This is a genomic window from Flavonifractor sp. An112 (assembly GCF_002161085.1).
Taxonomy (GTDB): domain Bacteria; phylum Bacillota; class Clostridia; order Oscillospirales; family Oscillospiraceae; genus Flavonifractor; species Flavonifractor avicola.
In genome coordinates, this window is record NZ_NFLU01000027.1 from 1 (window position 1) to 14,324 (window position 14,324).

15 protein-coding genes and 2 pseudogenes are annotated in these 14,324 nt (G+C 61.8%); 16 read left to right on the top strand and 1 reads right to left on the bottom strand.

What is annotated here, in order from left to right; genetic code table 11:
* The coding region (locus B5E56_RS13865; protein ID WP_143383189.1) for a GntR family transcriptional regulator at positions 1-277 on the bottom strand (277 nt) is incomplete at its 3' end.
* Positions 278-463: 186 nt separating this feature from the next.
* On the opposite strand from B5E56_RS13865, the pseudogene B5E56_RS13870 reads away from it, so the two are divergent.
* The 16 genes and pseudogenes from B5E56_RS13870 to spoIIR form a co-directional block, all read left to right on the top strand.
* Positions 464-769 (top strand): annotated as a pseudogene (locus B5E56_RS13870) (sigma-70 family RNA polymerase sigma factor); the annotation flags it as partial.
* A gap of 113 nt (positions 770-882) precedes the next feature.
* Entirely contained in the window at positions 883-2,085 is a 1,203-nt protein-coding gene (locus B5E56_RS13875; RefSeq protein ID WP_087391238.1) for an iron-containing alcohol dehydrogenase, read from the top strand.
* A 68-nt stretch (positions 2,086-2,153) separates the two neighbouring features.
* Positions 2,154-2,582, top strand: coding sequence for a 4Fe-4S binding protein (locus tag B5E56_RS13880; RefSeq protein ID WP_087391241.1), 429 nt, complete (start codon positions 2,154-2,156; stop codon positions 2,580-2,582).
* Entirely contained in the window at positions 2,579-4,477 is a 1,899-nt protein-coding gene (locus B5E56_RS13885) for an aldehyde ferredoxin oxidoreductase family protein (RefSeq protein ID WP_087391243.1), read from the top strand. Before B5E56_RS13880 ends, B5E56_RS13885 begins: the two co-directional genes overlap by 4 nt.
* A gap of 1 nt (position 4,478) precedes the next feature.
* On the top strand, positions 4,479-4,727 hold the full coding sequence (locus tag B5E56_RS13890; protein WP_087391246.1) for a MoaD/ThiS family protein: 249 nt from the start codon (positions 4,479-4,481) through the stop codon (positions 4,725-4,727).
* Between the two features lie 9 nt (positions 4,728-4,736).
* Positions 4,737-5,453, top strand: a complete 717-nt coding sequence (locus B5E56_RS13895; protein WP_087391250.1) for a HesA/MoeB/ThiF family protein — start codon at positions 4,737-4,739, stop codon at positions 5,451-5,453.
* A gap of 82 nt (positions 5,454-5,535) precedes the next feature.
* On the top strand, positions 5,536-5,661 hold the full coding sequence (locus B5E56_RS15030) for a hypothetical protein (protein WP_275532738.1): 126 nt from the start codon (positions 5,536-5,538) through the stop codon (positions 5,659-5,661).
* 76 nt (positions 5,662-5,737) lie between these two features.
* The gene (locus B5E56_RS13900; RefSeq protein WP_158098740.1) at positions 5,738-7,132 is read left to right on the top strand and encodes a recombinase family protein; all 1,395 of its coding nucleotides are present in this window, start codon (positions 5,738-5,740) and stop codon (positions 7,130-7,132) included.
* A 24-nt stretch (positions 7,133-7,156) separates the two neighbouring features.
* Positions 7,157-7,648, top strand: a pseudogene (locus B5E56_RS13905) (sigma-70 family RNA polymerase sigma factor); the annotation flags it as partial.
* Between the two features lie 74 nt (positions 7,649-7,722).
* The gene (locus B5E56_RS13910; RefSeq protein ID WP_087391256.1) at positions 7,723-8,805 is read left to right on the top strand and encodes a hypothetical protein; all 1,083 of its coding nucleotides are present in this window, start codon (positions 7,723-7,725) and stop codon (positions 8,803-8,805) included.
* Between the two features lie 187 nt (positions 8,806-8,992).
* Entirely contained in the window at positions 8,993-9,469 is a 477-nt protein-coding gene (locus B5E56_RS13915; protein ID WP_087271162.1) for an Lrp/AsnC family transcriptional regulator, read from the top strand.
* The gene (locus tag B5E56_RS13920) at positions 9,466-10,656 is read left to right on the top strand and encodes a pyridoxal phosphate-dependent aminotransferase (protein ID WP_087331248.1); all 1,191 of its coding nucleotides are present in this window, start codon (positions 9,466-9,468) and stop codon (positions 10,654-10,656) included. The genes B5E56_RS13915 and B5E56_RS13920 overlap by 4 nt, the downstream gene beginning before the upstream one ends.
* A 17-nt stretch (positions 10,657-10,673) precedes the next feature.
* Complete coding sequence (gene thrH / locus B5E56_RS13925; protein WP_087391258.1) at positions 10,674-11,276, top strand: bifunctional phosphoserine phosphatase/homoserine phosphotransferase ThrH; 603 nt, start codon at positions 10,674-10,676, stop codon at positions 11,274-11,276.
* Between the two features lie 39 nt (positions 11,277-11,315).
* A complete protein-coding gene (locus tag B5E56_RS13930; RefSeq protein WP_087391261.1) occupies positions 11,316-12,590 on the top strand; it encodes a DUF1015 domain-containing protein in 1,275 nt (424 codons plus the stop codon).
* A gap of 11 nt (positions 12,591-12,601) precedes the next feature.
* Positions 12,602-13,483: a 4-(cytidine 5'-diphospho)-2-C-methyl-D-erythritol kinase gene (gene ispE, locus B5E56_RS13935; RefSeq protein ID WP_087391264.1), complete on the top strand. Its 882-nt coding sequence runs from the start codon at positions 12,602-12,604 to the stop codon at positions 13,481-13,483.
* Between the two features lie 54 nt (positions 13,484-13,537).
* A complete protein-coding gene (gene spoIIR, locus B5E56_RS13940) occupies positions 13,538-14,170 on the top strand; it encodes a stage II sporulation protein R (protein ID WP_087271178.1) in 633 nt (210 codons plus the stop codon).
* Positions 14,171-14,324: the final 154 nt, after the last annotated feature.

The following is a 14,324-nucleotide window of genomic DNA, read 5'->3' on the forward strand; positions in this document are numbered from 1 at the left end:
GCAGAGGGCCGGGGGAGGTTCTGGCGGGGGCCGCCTCCGCTGCTTGCACAAAGAACCCCCGCTTGGGCTGGGAGCGGAGGTAACCCTCCGCCAGCAGCTGATTATAGGCTCCCTCCACCGTTACCACGCTGATTTTCAGGTGGGCGGCCAGGGCCCGCTTGGAGGGCAGCCGCTCCCCGGCAGCCAAGCGCCCGGCCTCGATCTCCCCCCGAATGTGGCGGTAGAGCTGTTCGTATAAGGGCATGGAAGCACTGCTGTCCAAAATGGGTGTGAGCATAGAGATCCTCCTGTCTGACCTGATCCTTCTTTTTATTCAGTATAGCGGAAATAAGGTCAGAGTACAAGAGTCACCGAAGTCCATCGAAAGCGGTCCCACGATAAAAAAGATTGCCGCAGGGGTCGCCGTATGAAAGGGACCGCCGGGGACATACTGAACACAGACACAGAGAAGGAGGCAGGGGCCATGCAGGGAAAGGTTGAGATCTGCGGCGTCAACACGGCAAAGCTGAAGGTACTGAAAAACGAGGAGACCATGGAACTGCTCCGGCGGGTGAAGCAGGGGGACATGGAGGCCCGGGAACAGCTTATCGCAGGCAACCTGCGGCTGGTGCTGTCGGTGATTCAGAAGTTTTCCGGCCGGGGTGAGAACGCCGACGATCTGTTTCAGGTAGGGTGCATTGGCCTCATTAAAGCCATTGATAATTTCAACATCGATCTGGACGTGCGTTTTTCCACCTATGGCGTGCCGATGATAGGCATTTTGGGGAAATAGAAATACTTGAATTCAAACTCCAGGTTTCAGAATCTTGATTCTTGAGTAGGTTGGTGGTAAAATAAAGAAAACAAACCGCGGACCGCGGGCGGTCAGGAGGAGAGGATCTTATGAATACCACCATGTCAAAGCTGAGCGTGGCCGTGCGTAAACCGGTCATCAAAATCGTCAGCAAACCTACCCCTGTGACCTACATTGGGCCGGGCCGTGCCAAAGAGGCAGGCCGCCTGCTGAAAATGCTAGGCGCCAAGAAGACCCTGGTGATCACTGATTCCTTCCTCCACCAGTCCGGCCTGCTGGATGGGATCGAAGAGAGCATCCGGAGCGCGGGCGTAGACCATGTTGTGTATGACGGGGTTCAGCCCGATCCCACCTTTGCCATTGTGGCTGAGGCCAAAAAGGCCAGCTCCGGTTGCGACGCCGTGGTGGCAGTAGGCGGCGGATCGGTGATGGACACTGCCAAGGCGGTGGCTGCCGCCGTGGCCAACCATACCAGTGCCGAGGCCCTGGCCGGGATGCTGAAGGTGCGCCGCCGGCCCCTGCCCCTCATCGCGGTGCCCACCACCGCCGGTACCGGCAGCGAGACCACCGTGGCTGCCATCATCTCGGACTCCGCCACCCACAGCAAAAAGCAGCTGCTGGACCCCAAGCTGGTGCCCATGTTCGCCATTCTGGACCCGGAGCTGACGGTGGGCCTGCCTAAGCACACCACCGCCCACACCGCTCTGGATGCCCTGACCCACGCCCTGGAGGCCTATGTGGCGGGCTACGCCGACGAGGAAACTGACCGCCAGGCCCGTATTGCCGTCCGGCTCATCTTCCAGTACCTGCCCAAGGTGCAGGAGGACCCGACCGATCTGGAGGGCCGGGAGGCCCTGCTCACCGCCTCCTTCTTCGCAGGTATGGCCTTTACCCGTACCTATGTGGGCTACGTCCATGCCTTTGCCCACACCATCGGCGGCAAGTTCGGCGTGCCCCACGGCCTGGCCAATGCGGTGCTGCTGCCCCATATCATGCGCTATTACCTGCCGGTGTGTTATAAGCGCTTTGCCGAGCTGGGACGGATGCTCAAGCTGGGGATGCCGGGAGACAGCGACCAGATCAAAGCCACCCGCTTCGTAAAGCTGCTCTACAAGCTCAACCGGCAGATGGGCATTCCCACCCGGTTTGAAAAGTTCCCCGCCTCCGCCATCGAGGAGGTTATCGACATGGCCTTCCAGGAGTGCCACGGCACCTATCCGGTGCCCCGGTACTTCACCCGGGAGCACGCCCGCAAGCTGATGGAGGCGGTGTGCGCCAAGGAAGAGGCCTGAGTTCAGGCAGTCAAGCCCGCCCCGGCTGCGGGGCGGGCTTTTCTATGATGCGTGAAGGAGGGGTCTGGATGCCGTACCAGATCACAGAAAACTGTGTGGGCTGTACTCTGTGCGCCAAAAACTGCCCGGTGGGGGCCATCACCGGAGCGGTCAAGCAGGTACATACCATCGATCCCGTCCGCTGTACCCAGTGCGGGGTGTGCGGCCGGGTGTGCCCGAGAGGGGCCATCGAGGGGCCCCTGCCCGGCCTCTACAGCCATAAAGTACCCAAAGAAAAGTGGCCCAGACCGGTCATCGACACCAAGCTGTGTACCGCCTGCTCCATGTGTGTGCTTGCCTGCGGCTTCTCCTGCCTGTCCATCAGCCTGCCCCGGCAGAAGGGGGATCTGGAGGTATTCGCCCAGCTGAGCGCTCCGGACAAATGCGTGGGCTGCGGTCTGTGTGCCCGGGCCTGCGGCATTGGGGCCATCACCATGAAGGAAGGGGTGGGAGCATGATCCTTCCGGTCTATGCCCAAGTGGACCTGACAAACGGCCGGTGGCGGAAGTGTACCATCTCTGCCAGGCTGTTTGAGCAATATCTGGGTGGCAAGGCCCTGGGGGCCCGGCTGCTCACCGATCTGACCCCGGCGGGGTTGGACCCCCTCAGCCCGGAGGCGGTGCTCATCGTCAACACCGGACCCATGAACGACACCGGCGCCCCCAGCTCCAGCCGGTTCAACATGACCTTTAAAAACGTTCTCACCGGCGGTATCGCCTCCTCCAACTGCGGCGGACCCTTTGGGATGCTGCTGAAGAAGGCGGGCTTTGACGGACTCATTCTGTGCGGAAAGGCCCCGGAGCTGAGCATGGTGGTGGTGGAGGACGGCAAGATCCGCATTGAGACCTGCCCCCAACTCCAGGGCCTGGACACTGAGCGCACCCAGGAAGAACTGCCGGAGCGGTACGGCAAGCTGGTCATCGGCCCAGCCGGAGAGAACGGGGTACGCTTTGCCTGCGCCGCCAGCGGCGAGCGAGTGGCCGGGCGCTGCGGGGCCGGGGCGGTCATGGGCAGCAAGAATCTGAAAGCGGTCATTGCTTACGGCACCCGTGAGGTGGTGAAGGCCAATCCCGAGGGCTTCGAGGCCCACACCCGCAAGTGGGTCAAGCTGCTGAAAAAGCACCCCATGACGGGGGACAGTCTGCCTCGATACGGCTCGGCGGGTCTGGTGAGCAAGGCCAACGCCTCCAGTGTGTTGCCCACCCACAACTTTACCCGGGGCCGGTACGAGCACTACGAGGAGGTCAGCGGCGAGACCCTGGCGGATACCAAGCTCACCCGCAACAGCAGCTGCGTCAGCTGCCCCATCCGCTGCGAGCGGCGGGTGAAGGTAAAAGGCAAGGAGGTCAAGGGGCCGGAGTACGAGACCCTGGGCCTCTTTGGACCCAACCTGGAGAACCGGGACCTGGATCTCATCAATGAGCTGAACTATAAGTGCGACCTGCTGGGCATGGACACCATCTCCCTGGCGGGCACCATCGCCTTTGCCATGGAGCTCCAGGAGAAGGGGATGGGAGACTTCGGCCTGAAGCCGGGCCAGCCCGAGGACTTGCCCCGGGTGGTGGAGGACGTGGCCTACCGCCGGGGTCCCGCCGGAGAACTGTCCATCGGCAGCAAGGCCTTGAGCGAGAAGTACGGCGGCGCCGACTTTGCCATCCACGCCAAGGGGCTGGAGCTGGCCGCCTATGAACCCCGGAAAAGCGTGGGTATGGGTCTGGGCTACGCCACCGCCAACCGGGGCGGCTGCCACCTGAACGGCGGCTATCTGGCCCTTCTGGAGTCGGTGGGTGTTATCAGCATGGACGCCCAGACCCCCAAGGGCAAGCCGGAGCTGACGGTGTTCTTCCAGAACGGTATGGAGGCGGCCTCCGCCGCCGGGTTCTGCCTGTTTACCATGCAGGCCATGATCCCCGGTATCCTGTTCAAATTTGGACCTGCCAGCTTTGCCTGTCGGGCGGCGGGCAAGGTGATGCTGTCCGCCCGGCCCCTGCTGGGGCAAATCTGGAAGTTCATGCCCTGGATCATGCCCATCAACTGTATGCTGGTGCCCCACAGCAAGTCCATCTCTCTGGTCACCGGCCTGCCCATGACCATCGGAAAATTCTTTACTGTAGGGGAGCGCAGCTACAATGTGGAGCGGCTGTACAACCTGCGGGAGGGTCTGACGGCGGCGGACGACGCCCTGCCCGGACGGCTCACTAAAACGCCCCAGGACCCGGACCGGCCGGACACGGTGGTGCCTCTGGATAAGATGCTGCCGGTGTACTACAGGGTCCGGGGCTGGGATTCCCACGGTGTGCCCACCGCCAAGCGGCTGAAACACCTGGGCATCCCCCTGCCGGAGGGGGGATAATATGGCGTTGGTGCGCTATCACGGCCGGTTGGCCGACCTCACCGGCTGCCGGGAGGAACCAATGGACGGGACCAATGTGTCCCGGCTGCTGGATCAGATCAAGAAGCGCCGCGGGGTTGAGGCTTACTGGCTGGCCAAGCGGAGCCACATCATTGTGGACAAACGCTCCGCCGGGGCGGAGAAGGGCTTCCGCACCCCCACGAGGCCGGATAGCGTGGTGGAGTTTATCCCCGTGTGCGGGGGCGGTTAGGAGGGTGCTGTGGAACTGGAGCGATACCGACGGCAGCTGGCCATCCCGGAGATCGGGGAAGAGGGCCAGCACAAGCTGGCCGCCTCCTCGGTGCTGGTGGTGGGAGCCGGGGGGCTGGGGGGCCCGCTGCTCTATGCCCTGGCCGGTGCCGGCGTGGGCCGGCTGGTGGTGGTGGACGGGGACACCGTCTCCCTCAGCAACCTGAACCGGCAGTTCCTCTTTGACCAGGCCGATCTGGGCCGCCCCAAGGCGGCAGTGGCCGCCCGGCGGCTGTCCGCCTTCAACCCGGACCTGCGGGTGGAGGGGGTGGAGGCCTGGCTGGACGAGAAAACTGGAATGGAGCTGCTGGCAGACTGCCAACTGGCAGTGGCGGCGGTGGACAACCTGCCCGCCCGGCTTGCCCTCAATGCCGCCTGCGCTCAGAAGAACATTCCGTTGGTCAACGGCGGGGTAGAGGGCTGGTACGGCTCGGTGATGGCGGTGGAGTTTGGGAAAACTCCCTGCCTGGCCTGCTGCTATGCCGGGACTACGCCGGAGGAGGGTGGTCAGGCCCTGGGGGCAGTTACCGGAGCGGTGGCCTCCCTGATGGCTACCGTTGCCCTCCAGATGCTGCTGGGGCACAATCCCATCCCGGGAGAAATGTTGCTCTACGACGGCAGGCGGCTGGAGCTGGACCGTGTGCCGGTGGAGCGGGGCACGGGCTGCCCCGTCTGCGGAAGATATTGATGGAAGGACCTGCTGTGAAAACGGAAGGTCCTTTTGTCTGCCTTCGGGCAAAACCGGGCACACTGAGAGCGGAGGCGATTTCATGGAGATACGGCGCTATATCAACGGAAAGCCGGTGTCCGGCAAGGATTTGCCGCCCCAGCAGGTGGAAAATCCGGTGCTGGTCCGTCTGCTGCGGCAGGCCCGGGCCAGAGGACGAAAACGGTAATGGCAGAAAAAGGAATTGCGGCGGATAGGGACGATCCGGTACAATGGACCCCATGACACAGCATCAGGAGAGAAACATGACGGAATTGATGGAAAACCAGCCCCTGCGGGCCCTCTATATCCGGGTGTCCACCGAGGCCCAGGCGGAGGAGGGCTACTCCATCCAGGCCCAGACCGAGCGGCTGGAGGCCTACTGCAAGGCCATGGGGTGGGACAACTACCGCTGTTACACCGACGGCGGCTACAGCGGCAGCAATCTGGACCGGCCGGAGATGACCAGGCTCATCGCCGACGCTCGGGGCGGGCAGGTGGCCACGGTGGTGGTGTTCAAGCTGGACCGGCTGTCCAGAAGCCAGAAAGATACCCTCTACCTCATTGAGGACGTATTTCTTCCCCATGGGGTGGATTTTATCTCTCTCAATGAGAGCATTGACACCTCCACCCCATACGGGCGGGCCATGATCGGTATTCTGTCCGCCTTTGCCCAGCTGGAGAGGGAAAACATCTACCTGCGTACCCGGATGGGCATGGTGGAGCGGGTGCGGCAAGGTTACTGGATGGGGGGCGGCGGGGTGCCTTTTGGCTACGACTACGACCGGAGCACCGGCATCCTGGTACCCAACGCTGACGCCCCCCGGGTGCGGCAGATGTACGAGCTCTATCTGAAGGGGTGGTCCGCCCAGCGGATCGCAAATAGAATGGGGCTGAAATACGACAAGCTGGTGACCCAGATCCTCACCCGCAAGAGCAACATCGGCCTCATCTCCTACAAGGGGGAGGAGTACCAGGGCCTTCACCAACCTATCGTGCCCGAGGAACTATTTTATCTGGTTCAGGACCGGATGAAGGAGCGGGCTACCAAGCACCGGGCCGCCGGAGGGGGTCACCTGCTCACCGGACTGGTGTACTGCGGCGCCTGCGGGGCCCGGATGCGGTACATCCGCTGGGGTAAGAACGGCTATAAGCTGCGCTGCTATGGCCGGGACCCCTCCAAGCCCCACATGAAAAAGGGCGACAACTGCCAGGCTGAGGCGGTGTGGGCGGAGGAACTGGAGGAGCAGGTGCTTCACGATCTGTTCCAGGTGTCCGCCCGGCTGGGGGAGGAGGTTGACTCCGTCCCCGATCCCCTGACTCAACTGGAGGGGGAGATGGACAAGCTGGAGAGCAAGCTGAGGCGGCTCTATCAGCTCTTTGCTGAGGGGGAGGACCCGGTGCTACTGGACGAGGTGCGGGAGGTGCGCCGGCAACTGGAGATTCTGCGGCAGGACTATGAGACCGAGCAGGCCACCTGCCGCCGGGCCGCCCGGCTGGAGGACCTGCGGGAGCAGGCGGCGGGCATCAAGGACAGCTGGCCAAATCTCACCCCGGAGGAGCGGCAGGCGGTGATCCGGGACTGCGTGGAGCGCATCGTGGTGGAGGGGCCCAAAGTGGAGATCTACTACACCTTTTTGCAGCACGGAGCGGAGTCATAGACGATTTTCCCTAACGGTAGTATCGTGCCGATGATTGTTGGGGAAATCCGCCGCTACCTCCGGGACAACTCCTCTCTCCGGGTGTCCCGGTCCATGCGGGACACCGCCTACCGGGTACTCCAGGCCAAAGAGAAGTTCATGAACGAGCACCAGCGGGAGCCCAGCATGGAGGAGATCGCCAAGATGCTGGAGCTGAAGCGGGAGGACGTGGTCTTTGCCCTGGACGCCATCGTGGACCCGGTGTCCCTCTACGAGCCGGTGTACGAGCACGGGGGAGATACCATCTGTGTTATGGACCAGGTCAAGGACTCCAAAAACACCGATGAGAGCTGGCTGGAGCACATCGCCCTGAAGGAGGCCATGGAGCGGCTCACCGACCGGGAGAAGCGGATTCTGCGGATGCGCTTTTTTGAGGGCAAGACCCAGATGGAGGTGTCCGCCGAGGTGGGTATCTCCCAGGCACAGGTGTCCAGATTGGAAAAAAGTGCAATAAACCGGATGAAAAAGGATCTCTGAAGAACAGATTGCGGATTTGGGGCCGTCATGATACAATGGAGGTGACAAAACGACGGAAAGGAGTTCTGATTCCCATGAGCTTTGTACTGCCTGAGTATCATGCCCCTGATTTTACCCAGCCTATGTTCCAGAACGCCCCCAGCGTAACCTTCCACCCCGCCCCCCGGGACGGTGTGGCGCCCGAAGGCTACCACGCCACCAGTATTTTCCCGGAATACTTCAAAGTCAACGGAGACTGGCTGCTGGCCGAGGAGAGCCGCATGGACTGCGTGGCCGTCCTGCGGGATGGCAAGATTGCCGTGGTAGAGTTCCGCAACCTGAAAGAGGGCGAGCCGGTGGTAGTAGGCCGGACGGAGGATGCCTCGGAGGGCATCTATATCTACGCCGATGGCTTTGAGACGGAAAAAGGGGAGCAGGAGACCTTCTCCTTCCGTCAGGGCCGCTCCAGGGAGACCGCCTACTCCATGGATTACGACTCCATCTATGAACTGCTCCGCCATGAGAAGGACCACGGGCGTATCCTGTGGGTCATGGGCCCCGCCTGTGCCTTTGACCACGACGCCCGGGACGCCTTTGCCGCTCTGGTGCGGGGTGGCTATGTCCACGGCCTGCTGGCGGGCAACGCCCTGGCTACCCACGATCTGGAGGCGGGCTATCTCCGCACTGCCCTGGGCCAGGACATTTACACCCAGAAGAGTATGCCCAACGGCCACTACAACCACATTGACACCATCAACGCTGTCCGGCTGGCGGGGTCCACCGCCGCCTTCGTCCATTCCGGCAAGGTGAGAGACGGCATCATCTACGAGTGCGTCAACCACAACGTGCCCTTCGTACTGGTGGGCTCCGTCCGGGACGACGGCCCCCTGCCCGAGGTGTACGGCAATGTGTATGAGGGCCAGGACGCCATGCGGGCTCTGGTAAGAAACGCCACCACCGTGATCTGTATGGCCTCCACCCTCCATACGGTGGCCACCGGCAACATGACTCCCTCCTACCGGGTGGTGGACGGGGTGGTGCGCCCGGTGTATTTCTACTCGGTGGACATCTCCGAGTTCGCGGTGAACAAGCTGCGGGACCGGGGCAGTCTGTCGGTCCGTACCATCGTCACCAACGTGCAGGACTTTGTGGTCAACGTCCGCAAGGGAGTGCTGTAACAAGCGCATAAGGCCCCGGGGCTTTTTGCCCCGGGGCTGTCTTTTTGCATGGAAATGGAAGACAGACGGCCCGCGAAGTTTCCATCTGTGCTCTTGTATTTCCAGAACCGTCCGTATATAATATCATATAATAGGCCTTTTACAGACCTGTATGAATTGCTGATTTTAAGAAGGAGGGAGCACAGCCATGAAATTGCTCCAGCTTTTGGAACAAGACTGCACTCTGACCCCCGAGCAGCTGGCATCTATGGCCAATATGTCCGTGGAGGACGTGAAGGCGGAGATCAAGCGGTACGAGGAGGAAAAAATCATTTTGGGCTACAAGGCCATCGTGGACTGGGACCGTACCAACCGGGAGGCAGTCACAGCCCTCATCGAGGTCAAGGTGACCCCTCAGCGGGGCGAGGGTTTTGACCGGGTGGCCGAACGGATCTACCAGTACGATGAGGTGGAGAGCGTCTACCTGATGAGCGGCGCCTTTGACCTGACCGTCATCATCTCCGGCCGCACCCTGAAGGAAGTGGCCCAGTTCGTGGGGGAGCGCCTGTCCACCCTGGAGGACGTGACCGGCACCGCCACTCACTTTATCCTGCATAAATACAAGGAAAAGCACCTGATCTTTGAAAAGCAGGAGAAGCAGCCGAAGGAGTGGATTTTCTCATGAACTACGACGAGATACTGTGTAAGCGCATCCAGGATGTGAAGCCCTCCGGCATCCGGCGCTTTTTTGACATTCTGGAGGAGATGAAGGACGCCATCTCCCTGGGTATCGGTGAGCCAGATTTCGTTACCCCCTGGCACATCCGGGACGCCGGCATCTACTCCCTGGAGAAGGGATTTACCAAGTATACCGGCAACGCCGGTATGGCGGAGCTGCGGCGGGAGATTGCTGCCTATCTGGCCCGCCGGTTCGACCTGCACTACAATTTTGCCGACCAGATCGTGGTTACCGTAGGCGGCAGCGAGGCCATTGACCTGACTCTGCGATGCCTGCTTAACCCCGGCGATGAGGTCATCGTGCCTGTGCCCTCTTTCGTGTGCTACGGGCCCCTGGCCTCCATGGCCGGCGGTACCCCGGTGTATGTGGAGCTGAAGGCAGAGAACGAGTTCCGCCTCACCCCCGAGCAGCTGAAGGCCGCCATTACCCCCCGCACCAAAGTGCTGGTGCTGCCCTTCCCATCCAACCCCACCGGCGGCATTATGGGCCGGGAGGACCTGGAGGCCATTGCCGAGGTGCTGCGGGGCACCAACATCATGGTGCTCTCCGACGAGATCTACGCCGAGCTGACCTATGGCCAGCACCATGTCTCCATGGCCAACTTGCCTGATATGTACGACCGCACCATCGTGGTCAACGGCTTCTCCAAGAGCCATGCCATGACCGGCTGGCGAATGGGCTACGTCTGCGGGCCCGCCCCGGTTATCAAGCAGATGCTGAAACTCCACCAGTTCGGCATCATGTCCGCCCCCACCGTCAGCCAGTACGCCGCCATTGAGGCCATGCGCAACGGCGACGGCGACATCGAGCATATGCGGGACGAGTACGACGGCCGCCGCCGCTATCTGGTGGAGGGTCTGCGCCGCATTGGCCTGCCCTGCTTTGAGCCCAGAGGGGCCTTCTATGTGTTCCCCGACATCCGGGGCACCGGTCTGAGCTCCGATGAGTTCTGTGAGCGCTTCCTGATGGAGGAGAAGGTGGCCGTTATCGCCGGTTCCGCCTTCGGCCCCGGCGGCGAGGGCTTCGTCCGCTGCTGCTACGCCACCTCCATGAAGGATATTGCCGAGGCCCTGACGCGTATGGACAACTTCCTGACCAACCTGAAGAAAAAGCAGGCCAGAGAGCAGGAATAAGAAAAGGAGGAGAGGATATGTACATCACCTGTCTGGATATGGAGGGCGTTCTGGTCCCTGAGATCTGGATCGCCTTTTCCGAGGCCACTGGTATCCCGGAGCTGCGCCGCACCACCCGGGACGAACCTGACTACAACAAGCTGATGCAGTTCCGTCTGAATATTCTGAAAGAGCATGGACTGGGCCTGAAGGAGATCCAGGACACCATTGCCACCATTGATCCCCTGCCCGGGGCCAAGGAATTTATGGATGAGCTGCGCTCCTTCAGCCAGGTGATCATCCTCAGCGATACCTTTGAACAGTTTGCACAGCCCCTGATGAAGAAGCTGGGCTGGCCCACCCTGATGTGCAACACGCTGGAGGTGGCCGCTGACGGAACCATCACCGGCTTCCAGATGCGCTGCCCCCAGTCCAAGCTGACCACGGTGAAGGCCCTCCAGTCCATTGGCTACGACACTATCGCCGCTGGGGACAGTTTCAACGACCTGGGCATGATCCAGGCCAGCAAGGCGGGCTTCCTCTTCAAGAGCACCGACCAGATCAAGGCCGATCATCCGGAGCTGCCCGCCTACGAGGAATTCCCCGATCTGCTGGCCGCCATCCGGAACGCGATGGACTGAGTACCACCCAAACTTCATGTCTGGAAGTGAGTGAGCAATATGCTGCGGCAATTTGAGGGACTGGCCTTCCGACCGGCCGACATCCTGCTGCCCCGGGACTGCGAATACTGCAAGTGGTCGGTGGTGGCCTGCGATCAGTATACCTCCCAGCCGGACTACTGGCAGCGGGTGGAGGAGTATGTGGGCTCCGCCCCCTCCGCCCTGCGGCTCATCCTGCCGGAGAGCTGCCTGGACGGTCCCAATGTAGAGACCGATATTATGGAAGTCAACAATACCATGACCCGCTACCTGCGGGAGGAGCGCTTTCAGGAGTTCCCCAACGCCCTCATCTATGTGGAGCGGCGGCTGGATAACCTGAAGGTGCGCCGGGGCCTGGTGGGCATGGTGGATCTGGAGCAGTACGACTATGAGCCCGGCTCCGGCGCCGCCGTCCGGGCTACCGAGGGCACCGTCATGTCCCGTATTCCGCCCCGGGTGGCGGTGCGGAAGAACGCCCCCCTGGAGCTACCCCACGTTATGCTGCTGACCGACGATCCCCAGAAAACGGTCATTGAACCTCTGGCCCAGCGGAAAGACAGAATGCAGAAGGTGTATGACTTTGACCTGATGGAGCGTGGGGGACACATCACCGGCTGGCTGCTGGATGAAGAGAGTATGGCCCTGGTGGCCGACGCACTGTCGGCCCTGGCTGATCCCGCCGCCTTCCGGGCCAAATACGGCACAGAGGAGGTCATGGCCTTTGCCGTGGGAGACGGCAACCACTCCCTGGCCACGGCCAAGGAGTGCTATGAGCGTCAGAAACGACTGACTCCCAAAGAGCAGTGGAGCCGTCTGCCTGCCCGCTTCGCCCTGTGCGAACTGGTGAACCTCCACGATCCAGCCCTGGAATTTGAGGCCATCCACCGGGTGCTCTTCGGCGTAGAGCCGGAGCAGGTGGTGGATGCACTGGTAAAGAACTTCCCCGGCGCTTTCCGGGGTGAGGGGGAGGGCCATGTCCTCCGCTATGTCCACGCAGGCGGGCAGGGCGCAGTCACCGTGCCCAACCCCACCGCGCAGATGGAGGTGGGCACCCTTCAGCCCTTCCTGGATACCTATGTGAAGGAACAGGGCGGACGGATCGACTACATCCACGGGGCTGATGTGGCCCGTACCCTGGCGGCCCGGCCGGGCAACCTGGCCTTCCTGCTGCCTGCCATGGGGAAGGACCAGCTGTTCCCCACTGTGATCCACGACGGGGCCCTGCCCCGCAAGACCTTCTCTATGGGCGAGGCCCATGACAAGCGCTTTTATCTGGAGGCGCGCAAGATCCGATAAGGAGGAGTCTCATGGCAGTCCTGGAGGTCAAGGCCTACGCCAAACTGAATCTGTCCCTGGATGTGCTGGGAAAGCGGCCTGACGGCTACCACGATATGCGGATGGTGATGCAGACGGTGGGGGTGACCGATACCCTGCGCCTGGAGACCGGCACCGGGCAGCCCCTGCGGATGGAGAGCAATCTGGGCTTTTTGCCTGCCAACGAACACAATCTGGCTGCCGCCGCCGCCCTGCGGCTGTGCGAAGCGGCGGGGGTGGACCACGGCGGGCTGTCCATCCGGCTGGACAAGACCATCCCGGTGTGTGCCGGCCTGGCGGGCGGCAGTGCCGACGCCGCTGCTGTGCTCCGGGGGCTGAACAAGCTGCTGGGCCTGGGCCTGTCCTGGGAGCGGCTGGAGGAGATCGGAGCCCTGGTGGGCTCTGATGTGCCCTACTGCGTCCGGGGAACCACCGCCCTAGCTGAGGGCAGGGGGGAGATACTCACCGATCTGCCCCCTCTGCCGTCCTGTCTGGTGGTGCTGTGCAAGCCCGCTTTCTCAGTGTCCACGCCGGAGCTGTTCCGTACGCTGGACGGCTGCCGGATTCGCCGGCGGCCCGATACGGCCGGGTTGATTGCGGCGCTGAAGAGCGGTGATCTGCCCGGGGTGGCCCGGCGGATGTATAACGTCTTTGAGGACGCTCTGCCCAGCCGCCGTGCCCAGGAAATTGACGCCATTAAAAATGTGATGATCCAGCACGGCGCCCTTGGCGCCTCCATGAGCGGCACCGGTCCCACTGTATTTGGACTTTTTGACCACGAGGAACGGGCTAAAAGTGCTTTTGACGCGCTGAAGGAGCAGTACCAAGAGACATTTTTGGCCCAGACCGTGGAAAATCTGCTGGAACAGGTATAAAATCAAAAATCACCGTCCACAATGGAGACAAACCAATGTGGACGGTGATTTTTTATGAAACAGAGCAAGACCCTGCGGCGCTGGGAATTGGCTCTTTTGCTGGGTGTGGCCATTGCGGCTCTGGCAGGGGTCTGGCTGGATCGGAGTCAGGCGGCCCTGTCCGATCAGGTGATCCGGCTCCATGTGCTGGCTAACTCCGACTCGGAGGCTGACCAGGCCCTGAAGCTGAAGGTGCGGGACCGGGTACTAGGCGCGGCGTCGGATTACTTTGTGCCTGGGGCCACCTTGGAAGAGACCAGAGAGGTTCTGACAGAACATTTGGCCGACATAGCAGCTGCCGGAGCAGATCAGGTGGCGGAGGAGGGGTATCAGTATCCGGTGACGGTCTCCCTGGAGGACAACTACTGGTTTCCCACCAAGCAGTACACAGATTTTGCCCTGCCCGCCGGAGAGTATACCGCCCTGCGGGTGGTGATCGGCGAAGGCGCCGGTCAGAACTGGTGGTGCGTGGTCTTTCCCCCCTTGTGCCTGGGTTCGGTCAGTGAGACGGCGGCCCAGACCGCCCTCAGCGACGGCTTTACCCAGGACCAGGTGTCCCTCATCACCGGAGAGGACGAGGGGTATGTGGTGAAGTTCAAGGCCATTGAGCTGTGGGAGGGCTTCCAGCACTGGATCACAGGCGGATAAAAAGACAGGCTCGGCTGTAAGCCGAGCCTGTCTTTTTGTATAAAGAAAACCACTCGCTAGGCGAGTGGTTCCAAAAAGCCTATGGCGATGAAAGTGATAAAGAAACTCCCTTTGCTATAATGAAAGTGCGGTCTGCCAACTGCACAAACGATAG

Excerpts from the sequence above, each read along its gene's own strand:
- spoIIR (WP_087271178.1), top strand. The coding sequence starts at position 13,538 with ATGAAACAGAGCAAGACCCTGCGGCGCTGGGAATTGGCTCTTTTGCTG.
- B5E56_RS13915 (WP_087271162.1), top strand. The coding sequence starts at position 8,993 with ATGAAATTGCTCCAGCTTTTGGAACAAGACTGCACTCTGACCCCCGAG.
- B5E56_RS13930 (WP_087391261.1), top strand. The coding sequence starts at position 11,316 with ATGCTGCGGCAATTTGAGGGACTGGCCTTCCGACCGGCCGACATCCTG.
- B5E56_RS13890 (WP_087391246.1), top strand. The coding sequence starts at position 4,479 with ATGGCGTTGGTGCGCTATCACGGCCGGTTGGCCGACCTCACCGGCTGC.
- ispE (WP_087391264.1), top strand. The coding sequence starts at position 12,602 with ATGGCAGTCCTGGAGGTCAAGGCCTACGCCAAACTGAATCTGTCCCTG.
- B5E56_RS13875 (WP_087391238.1), top strand. The coding sequence starts at position 883 with ATGAATACCACCATGTCAAAGCTGAGCGTGGCCGTGCGTAAACCGGTC.
- B5E56_RS13885 (WP_087391243.1), top strand. The coding sequence starts at position 2,579 with ATGATCCTTCCGGTCTATGCCCAAGTGGACCTGACAAACGGCCGGTGG.
- B5E56_RS13900 (WP_158098740.1), top strand. The coding sequence starts at position 5,738 with ATGACGGAATTGATGGAAAACCAGCCCCTGCGGGCCCTCTATATCCGG.
- B5E56_RS15030 (WP_275532738.1), top strand. The coding sequence starts at position 5,536 with ATGGAGATACGGCGCTATATCAACGGAAAGCCGGTGTCCGGCAAGGAT.
- B5E56_RS13880 (WP_087391241.1), top strand. The coding sequence starts at position 2,154 with ATGCCGTACCAGATCACAGAAAACTGTGTGGGCTGTACTCTGTGCGCC.
- B5E56_RS13910 (WP_087391256.1), top strand. The coding sequence starts at position 7,723 with ATGAGCTTTGTACTGCCTGAGTATCATGCCCCTGATTTTACCCAGCCT.
- B5E56_RS13920 (WP_087331248.1), top strand. The coding sequence starts at position 9,466 with ATGAACTACGACGAGATACTGTGTAAGCGCATCCAGGATGTGAAGCCC.
- thrH (WP_087391258.1), top strand. The coding sequence starts at position 10,674 with ATGTACATCACCTGTCTGGATATGGAGGGCGTTCTGGTCCCTGAGATC.